Annotated in this window: 12 protein-coding genes; 6 read left to right on the plus strand and 6 right to left on the minus strand. The window is 71.2% G+C overall.

The window, feature by feature from the left end:
* Positions 1-129: 129 nt before the first annotated feature.
* The 3 genes from ctaD to Aut01nite_RS16935 form a co-directional block, all read right to left on the minus strand.
* Positions 130-1878, minus strand: a complete 1749-nt coding sequence (gene ctaD / locus Aut01nite_RS16920; protein ID WP_043521636.1) for an aa3-type cytochrome oxidase subunit I — start codon at positions 1876-1878, stop codon at positions 130-132.
* A 432-nt stretch (positions 1879-2310) separates the two neighbouring features.
* On the minus strand, positions 2311-4068 hold the full coding sequence (locus Aut01nite_RS16930; RefSeq protein ID WP_043521634.1) for a DNA polymerase IV: 1758 nt from the start codon (positions 4066-4068) through the stop codon (positions 2311-2313).
* A 97-nt stretch (positions 4069-4165) separates the two neighbouring features.
* Entirely contained in the window at positions 4166-5590 is a 1425-nt protein-coding gene (locus Aut01nite_RS16935) for a pectinesterase family protein (RefSeq protein WP_043521633.1), read from the minus strand.
* Positions 5591-5835: 245 nt separating this feature from the next.
* On the opposite strand from Aut01nite_RS16935, the gene Aut01nite_RS16940 reads away from it, so the two are divergent.
* The 3 genes from Aut01nite_RS16940 (at position 5836) to Aut01nite_RS16950 (ending at position 10971) form a co-directional block, all read left to right on the plus strand.
* The gene (locus Aut01nite_RS16940) at positions 5836-7959 is read left to right on the plus strand and encodes a sigma-70 family RNA polymerase sigma factor (protein ID WP_052163074.1); all 2124 of its coding nucleotides are present in this window, start codon (positions 5836-5838) and stop codon (positions 7957-7959) included.
* A 191-nt stretch (positions 7960-8150) separates the two neighbouring features.
* Complete coding sequence (locus tag Aut01nite_RS16945) at positions 8151-9194, plus strand: ATP-binding protein (protein WP_201775417.1); 1044 nt, start codon at positions 8151-8153, stop codon at positions 9192-9194.
* Positions 9160-10971: a vWA domain-containing protein gene (locus Aut01nite_RS16950; RefSeq protein ID WP_412768203.1), complete on the plus strand. Its 1812-nt coding sequence runs from the start codon at positions 9160-9162 to the stop codon at positions 10969-10971. The genes Aut01nite_RS16945 and Aut01nite_RS16950 overlap by 35 nt, the downstream gene beginning before the upstream one ends.
* Here Aut01nite_RS16950 and Aut01nite_RS16955 read toward each other — a convergent pair.
* Positions 10958-11449, minus strand: coding sequence for a hypothetical protein (locus Aut01nite_RS16955; protein WP_043521631.1), 492 nt, complete (start codon positions 11447-11449; stop codon positions 10958-10960). The two genes, Aut01nite_RS16950 and Aut01nite_RS16955, sit on opposite strands and share 14 nt — an antisense overlap.
* 96 nt (positions 11450-11545) lie before the next feature.
* Between Aut01nite_RS16955 and Aut01nite_RS16960 the strand changes: the two genes are divergently transcribed.
* On the plus strand, positions 11546-12787 hold the full coding sequence (locus Aut01nite_RS16960) for an NYN domain-containing protein (protein ID WP_043521630.1): 1242 nt from the start codon (positions 11546-11548) through the stop codon (positions 12785-12787).
* Between the two features lie 57 nt (positions 12788-12844).
* On the opposite strand, the gene Aut01nite_RS16965 is transcribed toward Aut01nite_RS16960, so the two are convergent.
* A complete protein-coding gene (locus Aut01nite_RS16965; protein ID WP_043521629.1) occupies positions 12845-13450 on the minus strand; it encodes a TetR/AcrR family transcriptional regulator in 606 nt (201 codons plus the stop codon).
* 100 nt (positions 13451-13550) lie between these two features.
* Between Aut01nite_RS16965 and Aut01nite_RS16970 the strand changes: the two genes are divergently transcribed.
* On the plus strand, positions 13551-15749 hold the full coding sequence (locus tag Aut01nite_RS16970; RefSeq protein ID WP_043521627.1) for a glycoside hydrolase family 3 C-terminal domain-containing protein: 2199 nt from the start codon (positions 13551-13553) through the stop codon (positions 15747-15749).
* Positions 15750-15812: 63 nt separating this feature from the next.
* Here the strand turns inward: Aut01nite_RS16970 and Aut01nite_RS16975 are convergent, their stop codons facing one another.
* Complete coding sequence (locus Aut01nite_RS16975; protein WP_043521625.1) at positions 15813-16187, minus strand: response regulator; 375 nt, start codon at positions 16185-16187, stop codon at positions 15813-15815.
* A 186-nt stretch (positions 16188-16373) separates the two neighbouring features.
* On the opposite strand from Aut01nite_RS16975, the gene Aut01nite_RS16980 reads away from it, so the two are divergent.
* Complete coding sequence (locus Aut01nite_RS16980; protein ID WP_043521624.1) at positions 16374-16607, plus strand: hypothetical protein; 234 nt, start codon at positions 16374-16376, stop codon at positions 16605-16607.
* Positions 16608-16736: the final 129 nt, after the last annotated feature.

Genomic DNA, 16736 nt, shown 5'->3' on the forward strand with positions numbered 1-16736 from the left:
GCGGGGGAGATGTCCGACCTCTCATCGCTTTGTGTAGTTGGGGAGCTACGGGAGTCACCGGCAGTTCGCGCGATGAGCATCTATCGACTTTTGCTGTAAATCAGACAGATCGCTCGTTGGCCGCATACCTCAACGATCGGTACGGTCCTCCAGATAGCTGGCACCGCCGCTGGATTCCTCGGTGAGCGGCCGCGCCCCGCCCTCCGGCGGCCCCGCCTCCGACTGCCCACCGGCCGCGAGCTGCGGGAACTTCAGGTCGAAAGCCGGCCGCTCGGAACGGACCCGGGGCATCCGGTCGAAGTTGCGCAGCGGCGGCGGGCTGGACGTCGCCCACTCCAGGGAGTTCCCGTGCCCCCACGGGTCGTCCTCGGTCACCGGCCGCCCCGCCCGGTACGACTTCCACACGTTGTAGAGGAACGGCAGCGTCGCCGCGCCCAGCACGAACGCGCCCACCGTCGAGACCATGTTCAGCACGGTGAACCCGTCCTCGGCCAGATAGTCCGCGTACCGCCGGGGCATGCCCTCGTTGCCGACCCAGTGCTGCACCAGGAACGTCGCGTGGAACCCGATGAACGTCAGCCAGAAATGCACCTTCGCGAGTCGCTCGTCGAGCATCCGCCCGAACATCTTCGGGAACCAGAAATAGATGCCGGAGAACACCGCGAACACGATCGTCCCGAACAGCACGTAGTGGAAATGCGCCACCACGAAATAGCTGTCGGTCACGTGGAAGTCCACCGGCGGCGAGGCCAGCAGCACCCCGGTCAGGCCGCCGAGCAGGAACGTCACCATGAACCCGACCGCGAACAGCATCGGCGACTCGAAGGTGATCTGGCCGCGCCACATCGTCCCGATCCAGACGAAGAACTTCATCCCGGTCGGAATCGCGATCAGATAGCTGAGCAGGCTGAAGAACGGCAGCAGCACCTGGCCGGTGGCGAACATGTGGTGCGCCCACACGCTCATCGACAGCATCGTGATCAGGATCGTGGCGGCGACGAGCGTCTTGTAACCGAACACCGGCTTACGGCTGAAGACCGGCACCACCTCGGTGATGATCCCGAAGAACGGCAGCGCGATGATGTAGACCTCGGGATGACCGAAGAACCAGAACAGGTGCTGCCACAGCATCGGCCCGCCGGTCTCGGTGTTGAACACCTGGGCGCCCAGCACCCGGTCGGCGGCCAGGGCGAACAGCGCCGCCGCCAGGAACGGGAAGACCAGCACCACCAGCACGCTGGTGAGCAGGATGTTCCACGTCATGATCGGCATCCGGAACATGGTCATCCCCGGCGCCCGCAGGCACAGGATCGTGGTGATCATGTTGACCGCGCCGAGGATCGTGCCGACACCGGACAGCGCCAGCCCGACCACCCACATGTTCCCGCCGTAACCCGGCGAGTGCTGCCAGGTGCTCAGCGGCGTGTACGCGGTCCAGCCGAAGTCCGCCGCCCCACCCGGCACCAGGAACCCGCCGAACGCGATCAGGCCACCGAAGAAGTACAGCCAGTACGCGAACGAGTTCAGCCGCGGAAACGCCACATCCGGCGCGCCGATCTGAATCGGCACCACGAAGTTGGCGAACGCGAACACGATGGGCGTCGCGAAGAACAGCAGCATGATCGTGCCGTGCATGGTGAACAGCTGGTTGTACTGCTCCGGAGACAGCAACTGCATGCCCGGCCGGCCCAGCTCGGCCCGCATCACCAGCGCCATCAGGCCACCCAGCACGAACCACGCGAACGCGGTCGCCAGGTACATGATCCCGATCTGTTTCGCGTCCGTGGTGCGCAGCGTCCGGGCCAGCCAGGAACCTCTGACCTGACGCCGCACCGGCCACTGTCGCGGCTGCACGGGACGAGGGGTCACAGCGGTCATCGAAAGTCCTCCCAGGACAGTTCGTACCGTGTGACGGCGTCCCGCGCGCCCCATGCCCGCGGTCGTGCACCATCAGCACAACCACGCCGACCGGCTTGCGCCCCGCCCGGCCAGCGGCTATCGCCACTGCGGCGGTTGCCCGCTTCCGGTTCCCGGCGCTTCTCTCACCCCATGCCTCGGTACGGGCACGCAAGCGTCCCGTGCCTCGCGGCGGCCACGGCAGGCATCCCCTCCCGACCGTCCCCGGGTGCGGCTCATGCATGCCCGTCCCGGTCACCCTCGGCTGGTGGTGGCTGCTGCCTCAGCGACGCTGAGACAGCTCTGACCCTGCTGGCCAATTGCCTGCCGACCGGCTGTCGATCTTGGGAGGTTGTGGTGAATCGGTTCGCCCGAAACTCACTAGACGCGCGATCTGCGGCAGTGGTACCCGGATCACGGCGAAGGCACAGTCGGGCTGGCGGGTGGTCTCCAGTCAGGTGGGTCGGTGGCGTGCAGGTGAGGGTCGCTGACCAGGAAGGTCCGTATCGGGCCTCGGGGAGTGAGCGGCCCCTCGAAGCGGACCGTGACCCGGCCGACGCCGCTGCCCTGCACCCACCCCGCGCCGTACTCGTCATGCAGCACGTCCTGCCCCGGCCGCCACACCGGGACATCGGCCGGTACGCCCGACTCCGGGTTGCCGCCGGGACCGGACGGTGAAGACGGTTGCGCTGCGGAAGGCACCGCAGCATCGGCTGGCCCGGACATCACCACGGGAGGCGAGACGGGAACCGGAACGGCTGAGGACACTGATGGTTCGGACGCCACCAGTGCCGGTGACGCAAGGGCTGGAGATGTGGAAAGGGCCGACGGTGACGCAGTAGCCGGAGATGGCGCGCCGGGTGCTGCCGAAACGGTCGCGGCGGCAGGTGCCGCTGGAACGGTCGACGCCGGGGGTACCGCCGCTGGAACCGTCGACGCGTCGAATGCTGCCGGAACAGTCGGTGACGAAGGTGCTGGTGGGACAGGTTGTGCCGGCGGTATCGGTGGGGTGCCGTCGGAGAAGCCGGCGTCGACCGGCTCGTAGGTCGTGGCGGGGCGGGATGGCGGCGGGAAGGTGAAGTCCGGCGGGTCCTCGCCGAGGGTGGAGAAGAGGTCGTCCTGGGCGAAGTCGTACAGCGTCGACACGCCGACGCCGAGCAGGCGCACGCCGCCGGACGTGTTGAGTTCGGCGAGGAGGCGGCGGGCCAGGCGGGTGATCAGGACGCCGTCGTCGGTGGGCTGGTCACGTGTCACGGCGCGGGTCACCGTGGTGAAGTCGGGGTGGCGGACCTTGATGTTGACGGTGCGGCCGGTCAGGCCGGAGTCGCGCAGGCGGCGGGCGACCCGGGCGGACAGCAGGTCGAGTTCCCGGTGGAGGCGGACCGGGTCGGTCACGTCGACGTCGAAGGTCTCCTCGGCGGACACCGATTTGGCCTCGCGGTCGCTGACGACGGGGCGGTTGTCCTCGGCGCGGGCCAGCCGGTGGAGCCCGTGGCCGTGGGCGGTGCCGAACCAGTCGACCAGGTCGTCGAGGTCGACGGCGGCCAGGTCGCCGACGGTGCGGATGCCGGAGCGGTGCAGGCGCTGCTCGGTGGCGGGGCCGACGCCGCCGAGCCGGCGGACCGGCAGCGGGTGCAGGACCGCGAGCTCCTCACCGGGTGGGACGACCGTGAGGCCGTCGGGTTTGTGCAGGTCGGATCCGATCTTGGCGAGGAGTTTGCTGGAGGCGGCGCCGATCGAACCGGTGACGCCGCCGGTGGCCACGGCGATCTCCGCCTTCAATCGGAGAGCGAGATCGGTGACGGCGGTGACGCTGAGGTCGCGGCCGGTTGGGGCGAGATCGACGTACGCCTCGTCGATGGAGACCTGCTCGACCAGCGGTGACACACCGGCCAGCAGCTCCATGACGACCGCGCTGGTCCGCTGATAGGCCCGGAACCGGGGTGACAGGTACGCCGTGTTCGGCGGGCAGCGGCGGCGGGCCTGGGCCATCGGCATGGCCGAGTGGGCTCCGAAGGCGCGCGCCTCGTAGGACGCGGTGGCCACCACGCCACGCCCGGCGACCCCGCCGACGATCACCGGTTTACCGCGCAGTGACGGCTTGTCGCGCTGCTCGACCGCGGCGAACATCGCGTCGAGGTCGACATGCAGGATGCTCGCTTCCCTCCTCACGATCCGCAGCCTATGCCCCGGGTACGACAAGAACCGGCACGACGGGAACCGGTCCCGCCGGCCCCGGTGGAAGGGGAGGCCGGCGGGACCGGGGTCGTCAGCCGATCGGGTTCCACCCGTCGGCGCCGGCCAGATACTTCTGCGGCGTGTGGTTCGCCGCCTGCGCGTCGGTCAGCTGAGCCCGGTTGCTGTTCACCGTCGCGCCCGCCCCGGTGTTCCGGTACTCGTGGAAGCGGGCGTTCTTCCAGCTGTTCGTGGACATGTCGATCCACGGCTGGGCGGTGGCGATGGTGGCGCTCAGTGAGGACTCCCGGAAGACGACCTGCCCGGCGGCCCGCCACGGCCGGCCCAGCTGGGTGGTGTTGTTCGTCTTGCCGGTGATCGTCGATTTGTAGAAGAGGAATCCGTACGTCTGGCCGGCCGGTGTGCTGGCCGCCGTGATGGGCCCGCCGGTGGTCCGCTTCTCGTGGATCCGGCTGGCGTTGAACACCGCGGTGCCGCCGCCGAAGATGAAGTCGACGGTGCCTTCGATGTAGGAATCCTCGAAGTACGCCCGCGCCCCGTCGTTGATCAGCAGGGTGTCCTGGTCGGCGAGGAGCCGGACGGTGTCGAACTCGGCTCGGGCGCCGTCGACCCGCAGCGCGACCGCCTGGGTGCCGCTGGTCAGCCCGGTCTCGTCGAAGTCGTTGGCGACCGTCAGGTTCTCGGCGACGAAGTCCGCGCCGTACACGTACATCGTCGGGGTGTAGAACGTCCCGTATGTCGCGGCGCCCCGGTTGTTGACGATCACCACGTCGTCAGCCGAATCCCCACCGCCCCGCAGCGTGATGAACGGCTTGTTCGCCGGGATCGTCACGATCTCCCGATAGGTTCCCGCCTTGATCGTGATCGTCTTCCGGCTGGCGTTGCCGGTGCCGACCGCATCCACCGCGGCCTGGACGGTCTTATAGGTTCCGGTGCCATCGGCTGCGACCGTGAAAGAGGTGGAGACGGGATTGAACGCCCACTGCTTGTTCGTGTTGGCCGTGCAGGTCTCCTGGATGACCGACGCCCCGGCCGCGGTGGAGGCCGCCTGGACGGACAGGCAGAGCCCACTGTTCGCGTTGATCACCTGGTAGGTGCCGCTCCCGCTGGCGGTCAGCGTCCAGAGCTGCTTGGTCTCCTTGGCGTTGCAGGTGGTCTGCTGGACCTGCTTGCCGCTGCTGGTCGACCCGTGAGGGACGTCGACGCAGAGCCCACTGTTGACGTTGACCAGCTGGTGGCGGGTGCCGGCGGCGGCCGGCTTGAACTGCTGCCCGGTGGCGCCGCCGGCGCAGCCCCACTGCTGGAGCAGGGTTCCGGTGCTCTTCGACGCCGAGGGCACGTCGAGGCACATGCCGCTCTTCTTGACCGCGAGCTGGTAGGTGTTCCCGGCGACGGGGGCGGTGGCGGCCGAGGACGGCAGCACGCTGTACGCGATCGCGCCACCGGGCACCACCACGGCGAGCGCCGCGACGAGCAGGCGCCGGCTCTTCTGGGACATGGGGATCCTCTCGTTCTGCCACCTCGGGGGGAAGGTCGCGGAGAGTAGATGCACATGCCGTGGGAGCGATAACAAAAACTTTCCGGAGAGCGCGGAGACCGCGCTTTACAGTTCTCCGAAAGCTGTGCCACGATACGGGCCGATCACGAGTAGACGGACATTTTCGCAGCTAGTGGGCACACCCCCCAGGTGAGGCAGGCAACGGGAGATCGACGGGGGGCCACGTCGACGAGGAGAACGGGACCGTGACGGACAGTAAGACCGCGGCCGCACGCGAGGTGCCGGACCTGGTCCGGGACGCCCAGCGCGGGGACGTGCGCGCACGGGACCAGTTGATCTCAGGGCATCTGTCGCTGATCTACAACATCATCGGCCGGGCGCTGAACGGCCACCCGGATGTCGACGACGTGGTGCAGGACACCATGCTTCAGGCCATCAACAAACTGGGCTCGGTACGGGAGCCCGACCGTTTCCGATCATGGCTGGTCGCCATCGCGTACCGCCGGGTCCAGATGCATCTGCGCAGCCGCAAGATGACCCTGACGCGGCACCTCCCGGAACCGGTCGACGTGCCGGACCCGGTCGGCGACTTCGCCGAGCGGGCCACCGCCGAGATGGTCGCCGCCGACCAGCGGCGTGAGCTGGCCGAGGCGGCCCGCTGGCTGGACGACGGCGACCGGGAGCTGCTCGGCCTGTGGTGGCAGGAGGCCCGCGGCGACCTGACCCGGGCCGAACTGGCCGAGGCCCTGGACGTCAGCGCCAAGCACGCCGCGGTCAAGGTGCAGCGGATGAAGGCGCAGCTGGAACTGTCCCGCGGGGTGGTGCGGGCGCTGCGGGCCAGGCCGATGTGCCCGGAACTGGCCGGCACGATCCGGCTCTGGGACGGCGCCGCGGACTCGGTGTGGCGCAAGCGGCTGGCCCGGCACGTCCGGGACTGCCCGCGGTGCCGCCCGCACCAGAGCGGGATCATCGCGCCGGAGCGGCTCCTGCTCGGCATCGCGGCGCTGCCGGTGCCGGTCGCGCTGTGGGCCGGGATCCAGTCGGCGATCCAGGCCGGGGCCGCGCCGGCCGTGGTCGGCGGCACCTCGCTGGTCGCCCACGTGCAGACGCTGATGCAGCACAAGGCCATGGCCGCGGCGGTGACGGCGACGGTCGCGGTGGGCGGCGGGCTCACCTACGCGGTCACCTACGGCCCGGGCGAGCCGGCGGCTCCGGTGGCCGTCGCGCCCCCGACTGCGGCGGCGCCCACCTCCACGACCACCTCGGCGCCGCAACCGCCGGCGACCGCGACGGCGAGCGCGCGCCCCACGGCCACCCCGTCCACGCGCCCGGCCACCGGCCCCGGCGCGGCGGACATCGTGGTGGCGCCGGGCGGCCCGGCCGGTGGGGACGGGACCCTGGCCCGCCCGTACACCTCGGTCTCCGAAGCCCTCGCGGTGGTGAGACCGGGACAGACGATCGCGCTGCGCGGTGGAACCCACCGACCGACCAGTCCGATCTCGATCAGTACGAGCGGGACTGCGGCGCAGCGGATCACACTGAGCTCGTACGGCTCCGAGCGCGCCGTCATCGACGCCTCCGGAATCCCGGCCGACCAGTGGGCGATCACCCAGCGGGCGTCCTGGTGGACCGTCCGCGACCTGACCGTCACCGGCGCCCGCAACGCCGCCTGGACCTGCCTGTCCTGCGCGAACAACGTCTTCGAGCGGCTGTCCGTGCACGACAACGCCGGTGTCGGCCTGATGCTGCGCAACGACGGCACGGCCGGCAACCAGGTGCTGAACAGCGACTTCCACGCCAACCAGGGCTCCGGCCTGTCGGTACAGTTCGGGGCGGGCGAGGGGAACCTGCTGCGCGGCAACCGGGCCTTCGGCAACCGCCGCGACGGCATCGACCTGGGTTCGTTCCGCAGCCGGGTCACGGTGCAGTACAACTGGGCGTACCGCAACGGCGCGAACGGTTTCGCGCTGGGCGGCGGCAGCCCGGCGGTGCGGGCGGCGCACGCGGCCCGGCACAACGCGGCCTGGGGCAACGGCGGGCACGGTTTCGTCGACGAGGGCAACACCGGCGCGATCGAGCTGGGCAACAACACCGCGTTCCGGAACACCGGTCTCGGTTTCGCGGTGACCACCGCCCCGGCCGTGCTGCGGTCCAATGTGTCGGTGGGCAACACGCAGGGCCAGATCGGGGCGGCCCCGGCCACCGAGCCGACCGGCAACAGCTGGCAGCTCGACGGTTTCACCGAGACGGATCTGCGCTCGGTCGACGCGTCGGTGGCCGAGGGCGCCCGCGCCGGTGAGGCCGCCCTGCCCGGCACCGCCTACCTGCAGACCTCCAACGGCATGGGTGCCTCGATGGCGGGTTCCTGACGAAGACGGCGGGTTGGCCGGAGACGGCGGGGTGACGACGAAGACCGCGGGGTGACGACGAAGACGGCGGGGTGACCGGAGACGGCGGGCTCACGACCGAGGCGGCGGGCTGACGACGGCGGCCGGATAAAAGGAGATGCCCGCCGATCGCCGGACAGGCCACACTGTCCGGCGTGCATTCCGCGATCACGGTGACCCCGGCCCAGCTGCCCGACCTGCTGCTTCATGTGGCGGTCGTGCGGCCGGTCTTCCTGTGGGGCGCGCCCGGCATCGGCAAGAGCTCCCTGGTCCGGGACTTCGCGGCGTCCCTCGGGCTGGAGTGCGTGACCCTGGTCGGCACCCAGCTGGCGGCCGAGGACCTGATCGGGGTGCCGGAGTTGCGCGACGGCCGGAGCCGGTTCGCGCCACCGGAGTCGATCGCCCGCGACGAGCCGTACTGCCTGTTCCTGGACGAGCTGAACTCGTCCGGCCCGGACGTGCAGAAGGCGTTCTACTCGCTGATCCTGGACCGCCGGATCGGCGACTACGAGCTGCCCGCCGGGTCCATCGTGATCGGCGCCGGCAACCGGTCCAGCGACAACGCGCTCGCCCGGCCGATGGCGTCCGCACTGGTCAACCGGCTGATCCACGTGCACCTGCGGGCGTCCTGGGCGGACTGGCGGGAGTGGGCGGAGCGCACCGGCATCCACCACTGGGTCATCGGTTACCTCACCGAGCGCCCGGACCATCTGTGGTCGGCGCCGCCGAAGGTGGAGGAGGCGTTCTCCACCCCGCGCAGCTGGCACATGCTCTCCGACGCGCTGCACTCCTACGGTGACGGCATCGGTGAGGAGATGCTCGGCCTGCTCGCCGCGGGCACGCTCGGCCCGGCGCACGCGACCGCCTTCGGCGGCTACGTCAAGATCGTGCGGCATCGGTACGGGCTGGACGCGATCGTGCGCGGCGACGCCGGCTGGCCGTCCGCTCCCGGCGACCGTGACCTGCTCTACTTCCTGGCCGAGGCGTTCCGGGCCCGCCTGATCAAGGATCTGCCGGCCGGCAAGAGCCACGCCTCGGCGGGTCTGCGCCAGTTCGCCCACCGCGCCAAGGCGATGCTCGTCGAGCTGGCCGAGATCTCCCTGGAGTGCGGCCGCCTGGTGATCGCCCCGGACGCCGACGGCAACCCGGCGCTGCCCGCCTGGTTCCTCGTCGAGGTGAGCCGTGACCTGCCGCGCCTGGTCGCGGCCCGGGCCTGAGATGGTGGTCCGCGTCCAGGACACCGACCCGAACTCGCTGGCGTTCCGGGACGCCTGGTCCGATCTGGCCGGGCATCCGCTGTTCGAGCCGCTGACCGGCCACGACTGGACCCGGCCGTACGCGACCGCCGAGATGGATGGACGTCCGATGCCGGGTCTGGCCCGGGTCACCGCCGCCGGCCGGATCGTGGCCGGCTCGGCCCGCCGGCTGGACAAGGAGGAGTGGCGCTGGGTGCTGGCGCACTGCCTGCTGCACCTCGGGTTCGGGCACTTCGAGGAGGCGGCGCCCGATGCGGCGTACCGTGCGGCGGCCTGTGTCGCGGTGTCCCGTTTCCAGCGCGCGGTGAAGCTGGGCCGCGAGCCTGATCCGCTTCCGGAGGTGCTGCCCGGCGCGGACGAGGCCGCCCTCGCCGCCCGCTGGCGCCGTGAGGGCGTGCCGCCGGGTCTCGTCGACATGGCCGATCTGGTGCTGAGGCCGATCACGTTCGAGGCCGGGCGCGAGCCGCGGTGGCCGGACCGGTTCGCCCACGGCCTGTCCGCGGCGGCGGTCGCCGGGGTCGAGGTGGCCGGCGGCGCGCGGCAGACGGTCGGCGGAGCGAAGACGGTACGCCAGCCGTGGGACCTGGCGATGAGCTGGTTCATCGGGTCGTACCCGCTGCTCGGCGGGGTGGCGGCCGGTTTCGCCCTGATCGCCGACGGCCCGCTGGCCCGTGCCTGGGGCGTGTCGATCGCGGCGGTGTCGGCCGAGGCCGGCGAGATCTACGTGAACCCGTGGCGGTCGCTGAGCACGGACGAGTGGCGGTTCGTGCTGGCCCATGAGCTGCTGCACGTCGCGCTGCGGCACGCCGACCGGGGCGGGGCCCGGGACCCGTACCTCTGGAACGTCGCCTGTGATTTCGTGATCAACGGCTGGCTGGTGGAGATGGGGGTGGGTGTGCTGCCGGACGGCGTGCTCCACGACCCGGAGTTCGCCGGCTGCTCGGCCGAGCAGGTGTACGACCGGATCGCCGGGGACCTGCGCCGGATGCGGAAACTGGCCACCCTGCGCGGCCAGGGCGCCGGCGACATGCTCGGCGAGCCGCTGCCGTGGGCCGGCCGCCGTGCCGGTGGCGTGGACCTGGACGAGTACTGCCGGCGGGCGTTGCTGACCGGGTTCGCCTACCACCAGAGCAGCGGCCGGGGCACCCTGCCGGCCGGGCTGGTCGCCGAGATCCGGGTGCTGGAGCAGCCGCCGCTGCCGTGGGACGTGCGGTTGGCGCGGTGGTTCGACGAGCATGTGCCGATGACGGAGCCGGTCCGGTCGTACGCCCGGCCCTCCCGCCGGCAGGCCGCCACTCCGGACATCCCGCGTCCCGGCCGCCACCTTCCGTGGGAGCCCGTGCCGCGCGGGACGTTCGGCGTGGTGGTGGACACGTCCGGCTCGATGGGCCCGGCCGTGATGGGCAAGGCGCTTGGAGCGATCGCGTCGTACGCCACCGCCCGGAACGTGCCCGCCGCGCGGGTGGTGTTCTGCGACGCCGCCGCCTACGACGCCGGGTACCTGCCGGTCGATCAGATCGCCGGCCGGGTCCGGGTCCGCGGCCGCGGTGGGACCGTCCTTCAGCGCGCCGTCGACCTGCTGGAACGCGCGGACGACTTCCCCGCCGACGGTCCGGTCCTGGTGATCACCGACGGTGAATGCGACGTGCTGCGGATCCGCCGCGCACACGCCTTCCTGATCCCGCGGGGCGCGCGTCTGCCGTTCACCCCGCGCGGCCCGGTCTTCAGCCTGCGCTGAGGCCCTCGGGTACCCGCCAGTCCGGGAAGGGCTCCTCCGCGGGGGCGCGCTCCGGCCCGCCCGCCGCGGTGACCCGCAGCAGCAGCGACGTCCCGTCGGCGCAGACGATCCGGACGCCGCGGGGCGCCTTGCCGCGTTCGGCGGTCGGTCCGAGGTTCGGCAGGCCGACGAGCCGCCACGATCGCAGCGCCGCCGGGCGGGCGGCGTCGAGCAGCCACACCGCCAGCACCGCGAGACGATCCGGGCGGCGACCGGCCGGTGGCGGCAGGCTCTCCGGTGTCGGGAGGTCGGACTCGGAGGTCCAGACCCCACCCCAGAGGTACGCGAGAGCACCGTCGACGTACCGCACCCGCACTCCCGCCGGGGACGGCCCGCCCGGCGCGGCGTCCGTGCCGAAGCGTTCCACCGCCTCGATCTCCGGATGCGCCGCGGCGGTGAGCAGCGTCTCCATCACGTTCAGGACCTGGCCGAGCTGCAACGAGGGCTCCGATTCTTCCGCGATACCACCAGCAGTGAAACGGCGAACAGCGTGTGCCTGACACCCGCGCTGTGCGACGCACGGTAGGTTTCGGTCATGGCTCGTGTACGCGCCGCACTGTTCCTGGACTTCGACAACGTGTTCAGTGCCCTCATCAGGCAGGACCCCGATGTCGCGATCCAGTTCGCCGAGGAACCGGGCGCCTGGCTGTCCCGGCTCACCACCTCGCTGACCGTCGACGGCCCCCGGCGGTGGCTGATCCTGCGGTGCTACATGAATCCGGGCGGCTGGGTCCCGCATCCGGATCCGTCGAGCGGCCAGCAGCGGCTGTACTACTCCCGCTTCCGGCCGTCGTTCGTCAACGCCGGCTTCGAGGTGATCGACTGCCCGCGGCTGACCCACACCAAGAACGCCGCCGACATCCGGATGGTCCTCGACGCCGTCGACGCGCTCGCCGACCAGGTGACGTACGACGAGTTCGTCATCGCCTCCGGCGACTCGGACATGACCCCGCTTCTGGTACGCCTCCGCAGAGCCGACCGCCGGACCACGATCGTCTCCCCCGCCGACGCCGCGCTCGCGTTCACCTCGGTCGCCGATCGGCTGATCGTCAGCCAGGAGCTCCTCGAGCTGGTTCAGGGCGAGCCGGTGGAGAGCGAGGAGGATCAGGTCGTCGTCCCGTCCGGCGAGCCGGCCGCCGAGGCGTCCTACGACCAGTTCCGGGACCTGGTCACCTGGCGTTTCACGGCCGCACCGGGCCCGCTCAACCTGGCATCGCTGGCCCACGACCTGCGCCGGCAGCTCGGCAACGGCGTCGACGAGTCGAACTGGTTCGGGTTCGGGGGTTTCGTGCGGGCGCTGGAGAGCCTGCGTCTGCCGTACGTGAAGTTCTCGAATCATTTCGTCTGGGACGACAGCCGGCACGGCCCACCGGAGGCGCCCGGCACGACCGGCCCCGCCCCGGAGCCGGTGATGCGCCTGAGCGCCCCGCTCGGCCTGCCGCGCCTGCCGCGCGAGATGTGGCCGCCGGTGTACCGCGCCCTCGCCGACTACGCCGCCTCGCACCACTTCAACCTCACCGAGGCGACCCGGTGGGCCCGCGACAAGCTGGCCGAGGAGGGCGTCGACGTGAGCCGCTCCGCGATCGCCTTCGTCACCCGCGGCACCGCCTTCGGCGGCGCCCCGCTCTACCGCCAGCCCGCCCCGGACGCCGACGAGATCGCCGCCGCCTTCGCCGACAACGTCCTGAACCGTGCGGACGCCGCCGCCATCGCCCTCACCGACGACGAGTGTGCCCAGGTCCGCGCCTGGCTCGGCGCCGTGGACCCGAAAGCCTGACCCGGCGTCCCGTCGCCGGGCTCCCGGGAGTGCCGCTTCCGGCCGAGCCGCGGAGGATCAGGACGGGAAGAGGCGGGTGGCGGCGGCTTCCCAGGAGCGCACCAGGTCGTACGTCTGCGGGTCGCGCAGCCATTGGATCTGCAGGCCGTCCATCATGGCCATCACCTGGGCGGCCAGTTCGCGCGGGTTGGCGACGGTGTCGGCGGCCAGCGAGCTGAGCTCGTCGAGGGTGCGCGACTGCCGGGCCTTGAAGTAGTCGTGGGCGGGGTGGCCGGGGGCGAGGGACTCGGCTTCCAGGACGGCGAAGAGGCGGACGATCTCGGGCTGTTCGGCGTTGCGGCGGACCAGCGCGGCGCACACCTCCGGCAGGCTGGGGCCGTCGGTCCAGAGCTGGTGCACGGGCCGGCCCAGCATCTCGGCGAGGGATCTGGCGTCCTGCTCGTCGCGGTATTCCAGGACGGCGACGAGCAGGCTGTCCTTGGAGCCGACGTGGTGCAGCATGCCGGGCACGGTGAGGCCGCATCCGTCGGCGACGTCCTGCATCGACAGGCCCCAGAAGCCGCGTTCGGCGATGAGTTTCGTGGTCATCTCGAGGATCTGCCGGCGGCGTTCGGCGGCCGGTAGCCGAGCGCGGTCGCGACGGAACGGCGGGGAGGTCTGCACAGCTCTTTCCTACCAGCAGCCTCTTGCCGGACCGCGTCTGACCTGGCTATGTTACGGAGCAGTTAATACCTAGTAGGTACTCAGTAAGGGCGGGCACCCCATGGCACTCAGCGCCTCGGAACAAGCGGCGATCACCAGCGGCAAGGACTTCTGGCACACCGAGGGCGTCGAGTCCGCGGGCATCCCGTCGGTCACCGTGACCGACGGGCCGCACGGGGTGCGCATGCAGGCGGGCGAGGGCGACCTGCTGACCGGCGTGCCCGCGACGTGCTTCCCGCCGGCCGTGGCCAGTGCCTCGACCTGGGATCCGGACCTGCTGCGCCGGATGGGCGAGGCGCTCGGCGACGAATGCCGCGCCCAGGAGGTGGCGGTGCTGCTCGGGCCGGGCGTCAACCTCAAACGGAGCCCGCTCGGCGGCCGCAACTTCGAATACTTCTCCGAGGACCCGCTCCTGACCGGCCTGCTGGCCACCGCGTGGGTGCGCGGCCTGCAGAGCAAGGGCGTCGGCGCGTCGCTGAAGCACTTCGCGGTCAACAGCCAGGAGACCGACCGGATGCGGATCAGCGCCGACGTCGACGAGCGCACGCTGCGGGAGATGTACCTGCGGGCCTTCCACAAGGTGGTCACGAAGGCGCAGCCGTGGACCGTGATGTGCGCCTACAACAAGATCAACGGGGTGTACGCCAGCGAGCACCACTGGCTGCTCACCGAGGTGCTCCGTGGCGAATGGGGCTTCGAGGGCCTGGTCGTCTCCGACTGGGGCGCGGTCGTGGACCGGGTCGAGGCCCTCGCCGCGGGCCTCGACCTGACCATGCCGGGGCCGGACGCGGCAGGCGACCAGGCCCTCGTGGACGCCGTGGAGAAGGGACGGCTCGCGGCCGAGACGCTGCGGACGAGCGCGGAACGCGTACAGCGGATGATCCGGAAAGCCGGGGAACGGCCGGCCGGAGACTATGACGCGGACGCGCACCACGCGCTCGCCCGGGAGATCGCCGCAAGGGCGATCGTCCTGCTCAAGAACGACGACGACCTGCTGCCCCTGCCGACCGAGGGCATCACCGTCGGCGTGTTCGGGGAGTTCGCCCGCACCCCGCGTCACCAGGGCGGCGGCAGCTCGCAGATCACCCCGACGAGACTCGACGACGCGCTCACCGAGATCACCGCGCTCTCCTCCGGCCCGGTCCGGTTCGCGCCGGGCTACACCGTCGACGGGGAGACCGACGAGGCGCTGCTGGCCGAGGCGGTGGAGATCGCCCGTTCGTCGGACGCGGCGATCGTGTTCGTGGGCAGTGTGCACGAGACCGAGGGCGCCGACCGTGACTCGATCGATCTGCCGGCGGCACAGCTCGCGCTGATCGAGCGGGTCGCCGCGGTCAACCCGATGACCACGGTGGTGCTCTCCAACGGCGCGGTGATCGCGACCAGGCCGTGGGACGAGAAGGTGCCGGCGCTCATCGAGGGCTGGCTGCTGGGGCAGGCCGGCGGCAGCGCGATCGCCGACGTGCTGTTCGGCCGGGTCAACCCGTCCGGGCGGCTCGCCGAGACGATCCCGGTGAAGCTCGCCGACCATCCCTCCTACCTGGACTTCCCCGGCGAGCACGGCCACGTCCGGTACGGCGAGGGCCTGCACGTCGGCTACCGCGGCTTCGACGCGCGCGGCCAGGAGGTGGCGTACCCGTTCGGTTTCGGCCTGTCCTACACCACGTTCCGGTACGGCACGGCCCGCGCGTCGGCGGCCGAGGGCGGCGTCGAGGTGCGCGTCCCGGTCACCAACACCGGCGCCCGGGACGGCCGTGAGGTGGTGCAGGTGTACGTGAGCCTGCCCGGTTCACGGGTGCGCCGCGCGCCGCGGGAGCTGAAGGCGTTCGCGAGCGTGCCGGTGGCGGCCGGGGAGACGGTCGAGGCGCGATTGACGATCGAGCGCGAGGATCTCGCCTACTGGGACACCCGGCTCGGTCAGTGGATCGTCGAGGGCGGCGAGTACGTCCTCCAGGTCGGCTCCTCGTCCCGGGACATCCGGGCCACGGTGACCGTACACGTGGCCGGCGACCCGGCCCGGGTGCCGCTGACCGCCGAGTCGAGTGTCGGCGAGTGGTTCGCCGACCCGCGCGGCGCCGAGGTGCTCGGTGCGGCGTTCGCGGCCGCGGCGGGTGAGGCGGAGGGCATCATGTCGGCGATGACCGCCAACCCGGAGATGCTGATGATGCTGGGCAGCCTGCCGCTGAGCCGGATGGCGACCTTCCCCGGCAGCCCGCTGAACGCCGGCGACCTGGACAAACTGGTCGAAGCCGCCAACTAGCGTGTCGAGTCGAGCCGCTGCTACTCGGCACGCTGAGAAAGCCCGGCACGCTGAAGACGCGGGTCAGGCGCTGGCGCGGGTCAGCAGCGCCTGAATGCGGGAGACCAGCTCGCGGGGGCTGAACGGCTTCGTCACGTAGTCGTCGGCCCCCGCGCTGAACCCGCCCTCGACGTCCTGCTCCTGCACCCGCGCGGTCAGCATGATGATCAGCATCCCGGCGGTGGCGGGATCGGACCGCAGCGCCCGGCACACGTCGATGCCCGAGAGCCCCGGCATCGACACGTCCAGCACCGCCAGCGTGGGCAGGCGTGACCGTGCCGTCTCGACGGCGGTCTGACCGTCGCCGACCGCCAGCACCTCCAGCCCGGCCTGCTCCAGCTTGAAGGCCACCAGGTCGCGGATGTCGGCGTCGTCGTCGGCCACCAGGACGGTCGTCACGCGGCTTCCCCCGATCCGTTGCACTAGGTGTTCGGACCATATCCCGGCGAGGGCGGCACGCGGGTGGCTCTCGCCGAAAGTGGTCCGCAACCCGTCCGCAACCCGGCTGAGCCCCGGTTGCAGCAAGCAGGCGGTGTTCTGGAGACCAGACACCCATTGCGCAACGAAAAGGGCCGGGAGGATCCGATGAACGCACTGATCGACGACGTACGCAGCGAAGCCCTCTTCGCCTCGGACGTGCAACGCTCCGAGCACCCGACGGCGGAGCTGATCCGGACCGCGGTCACCTCGATGGTGGACCGCCTGGGGGCGACGGGCTGCGCCGAGCGGGTCGCCCAGGAGTTCGGCGAGCACCCGGACTGCGCGATCGGCCGGATGATCTGGGCCCGCAGCGCGGTCCGTTCGGCGTTCGCCGCCTGAACGAAGCGGCCCGGCGCAACGAAGCGACCCGGCGCAACGGAACGGAACGGCGGAACGGGACGGCGTGAAGGCGCGGTACCCGTACCGGCCGATAGGGGTTGGCCCGGAAACGGGATCACCGTAGGCTTC

Origin of the sequence: Actinoplanes utahensis, from assembly GCF_016862455.1 — a bacterium.
Classification (GTDB): Bacteria; Actinomycetota; Actinomycetes; order Mycobacteriales; family Micromonosporaceae; genus Actinoplanes; species Actinoplanes utahensis.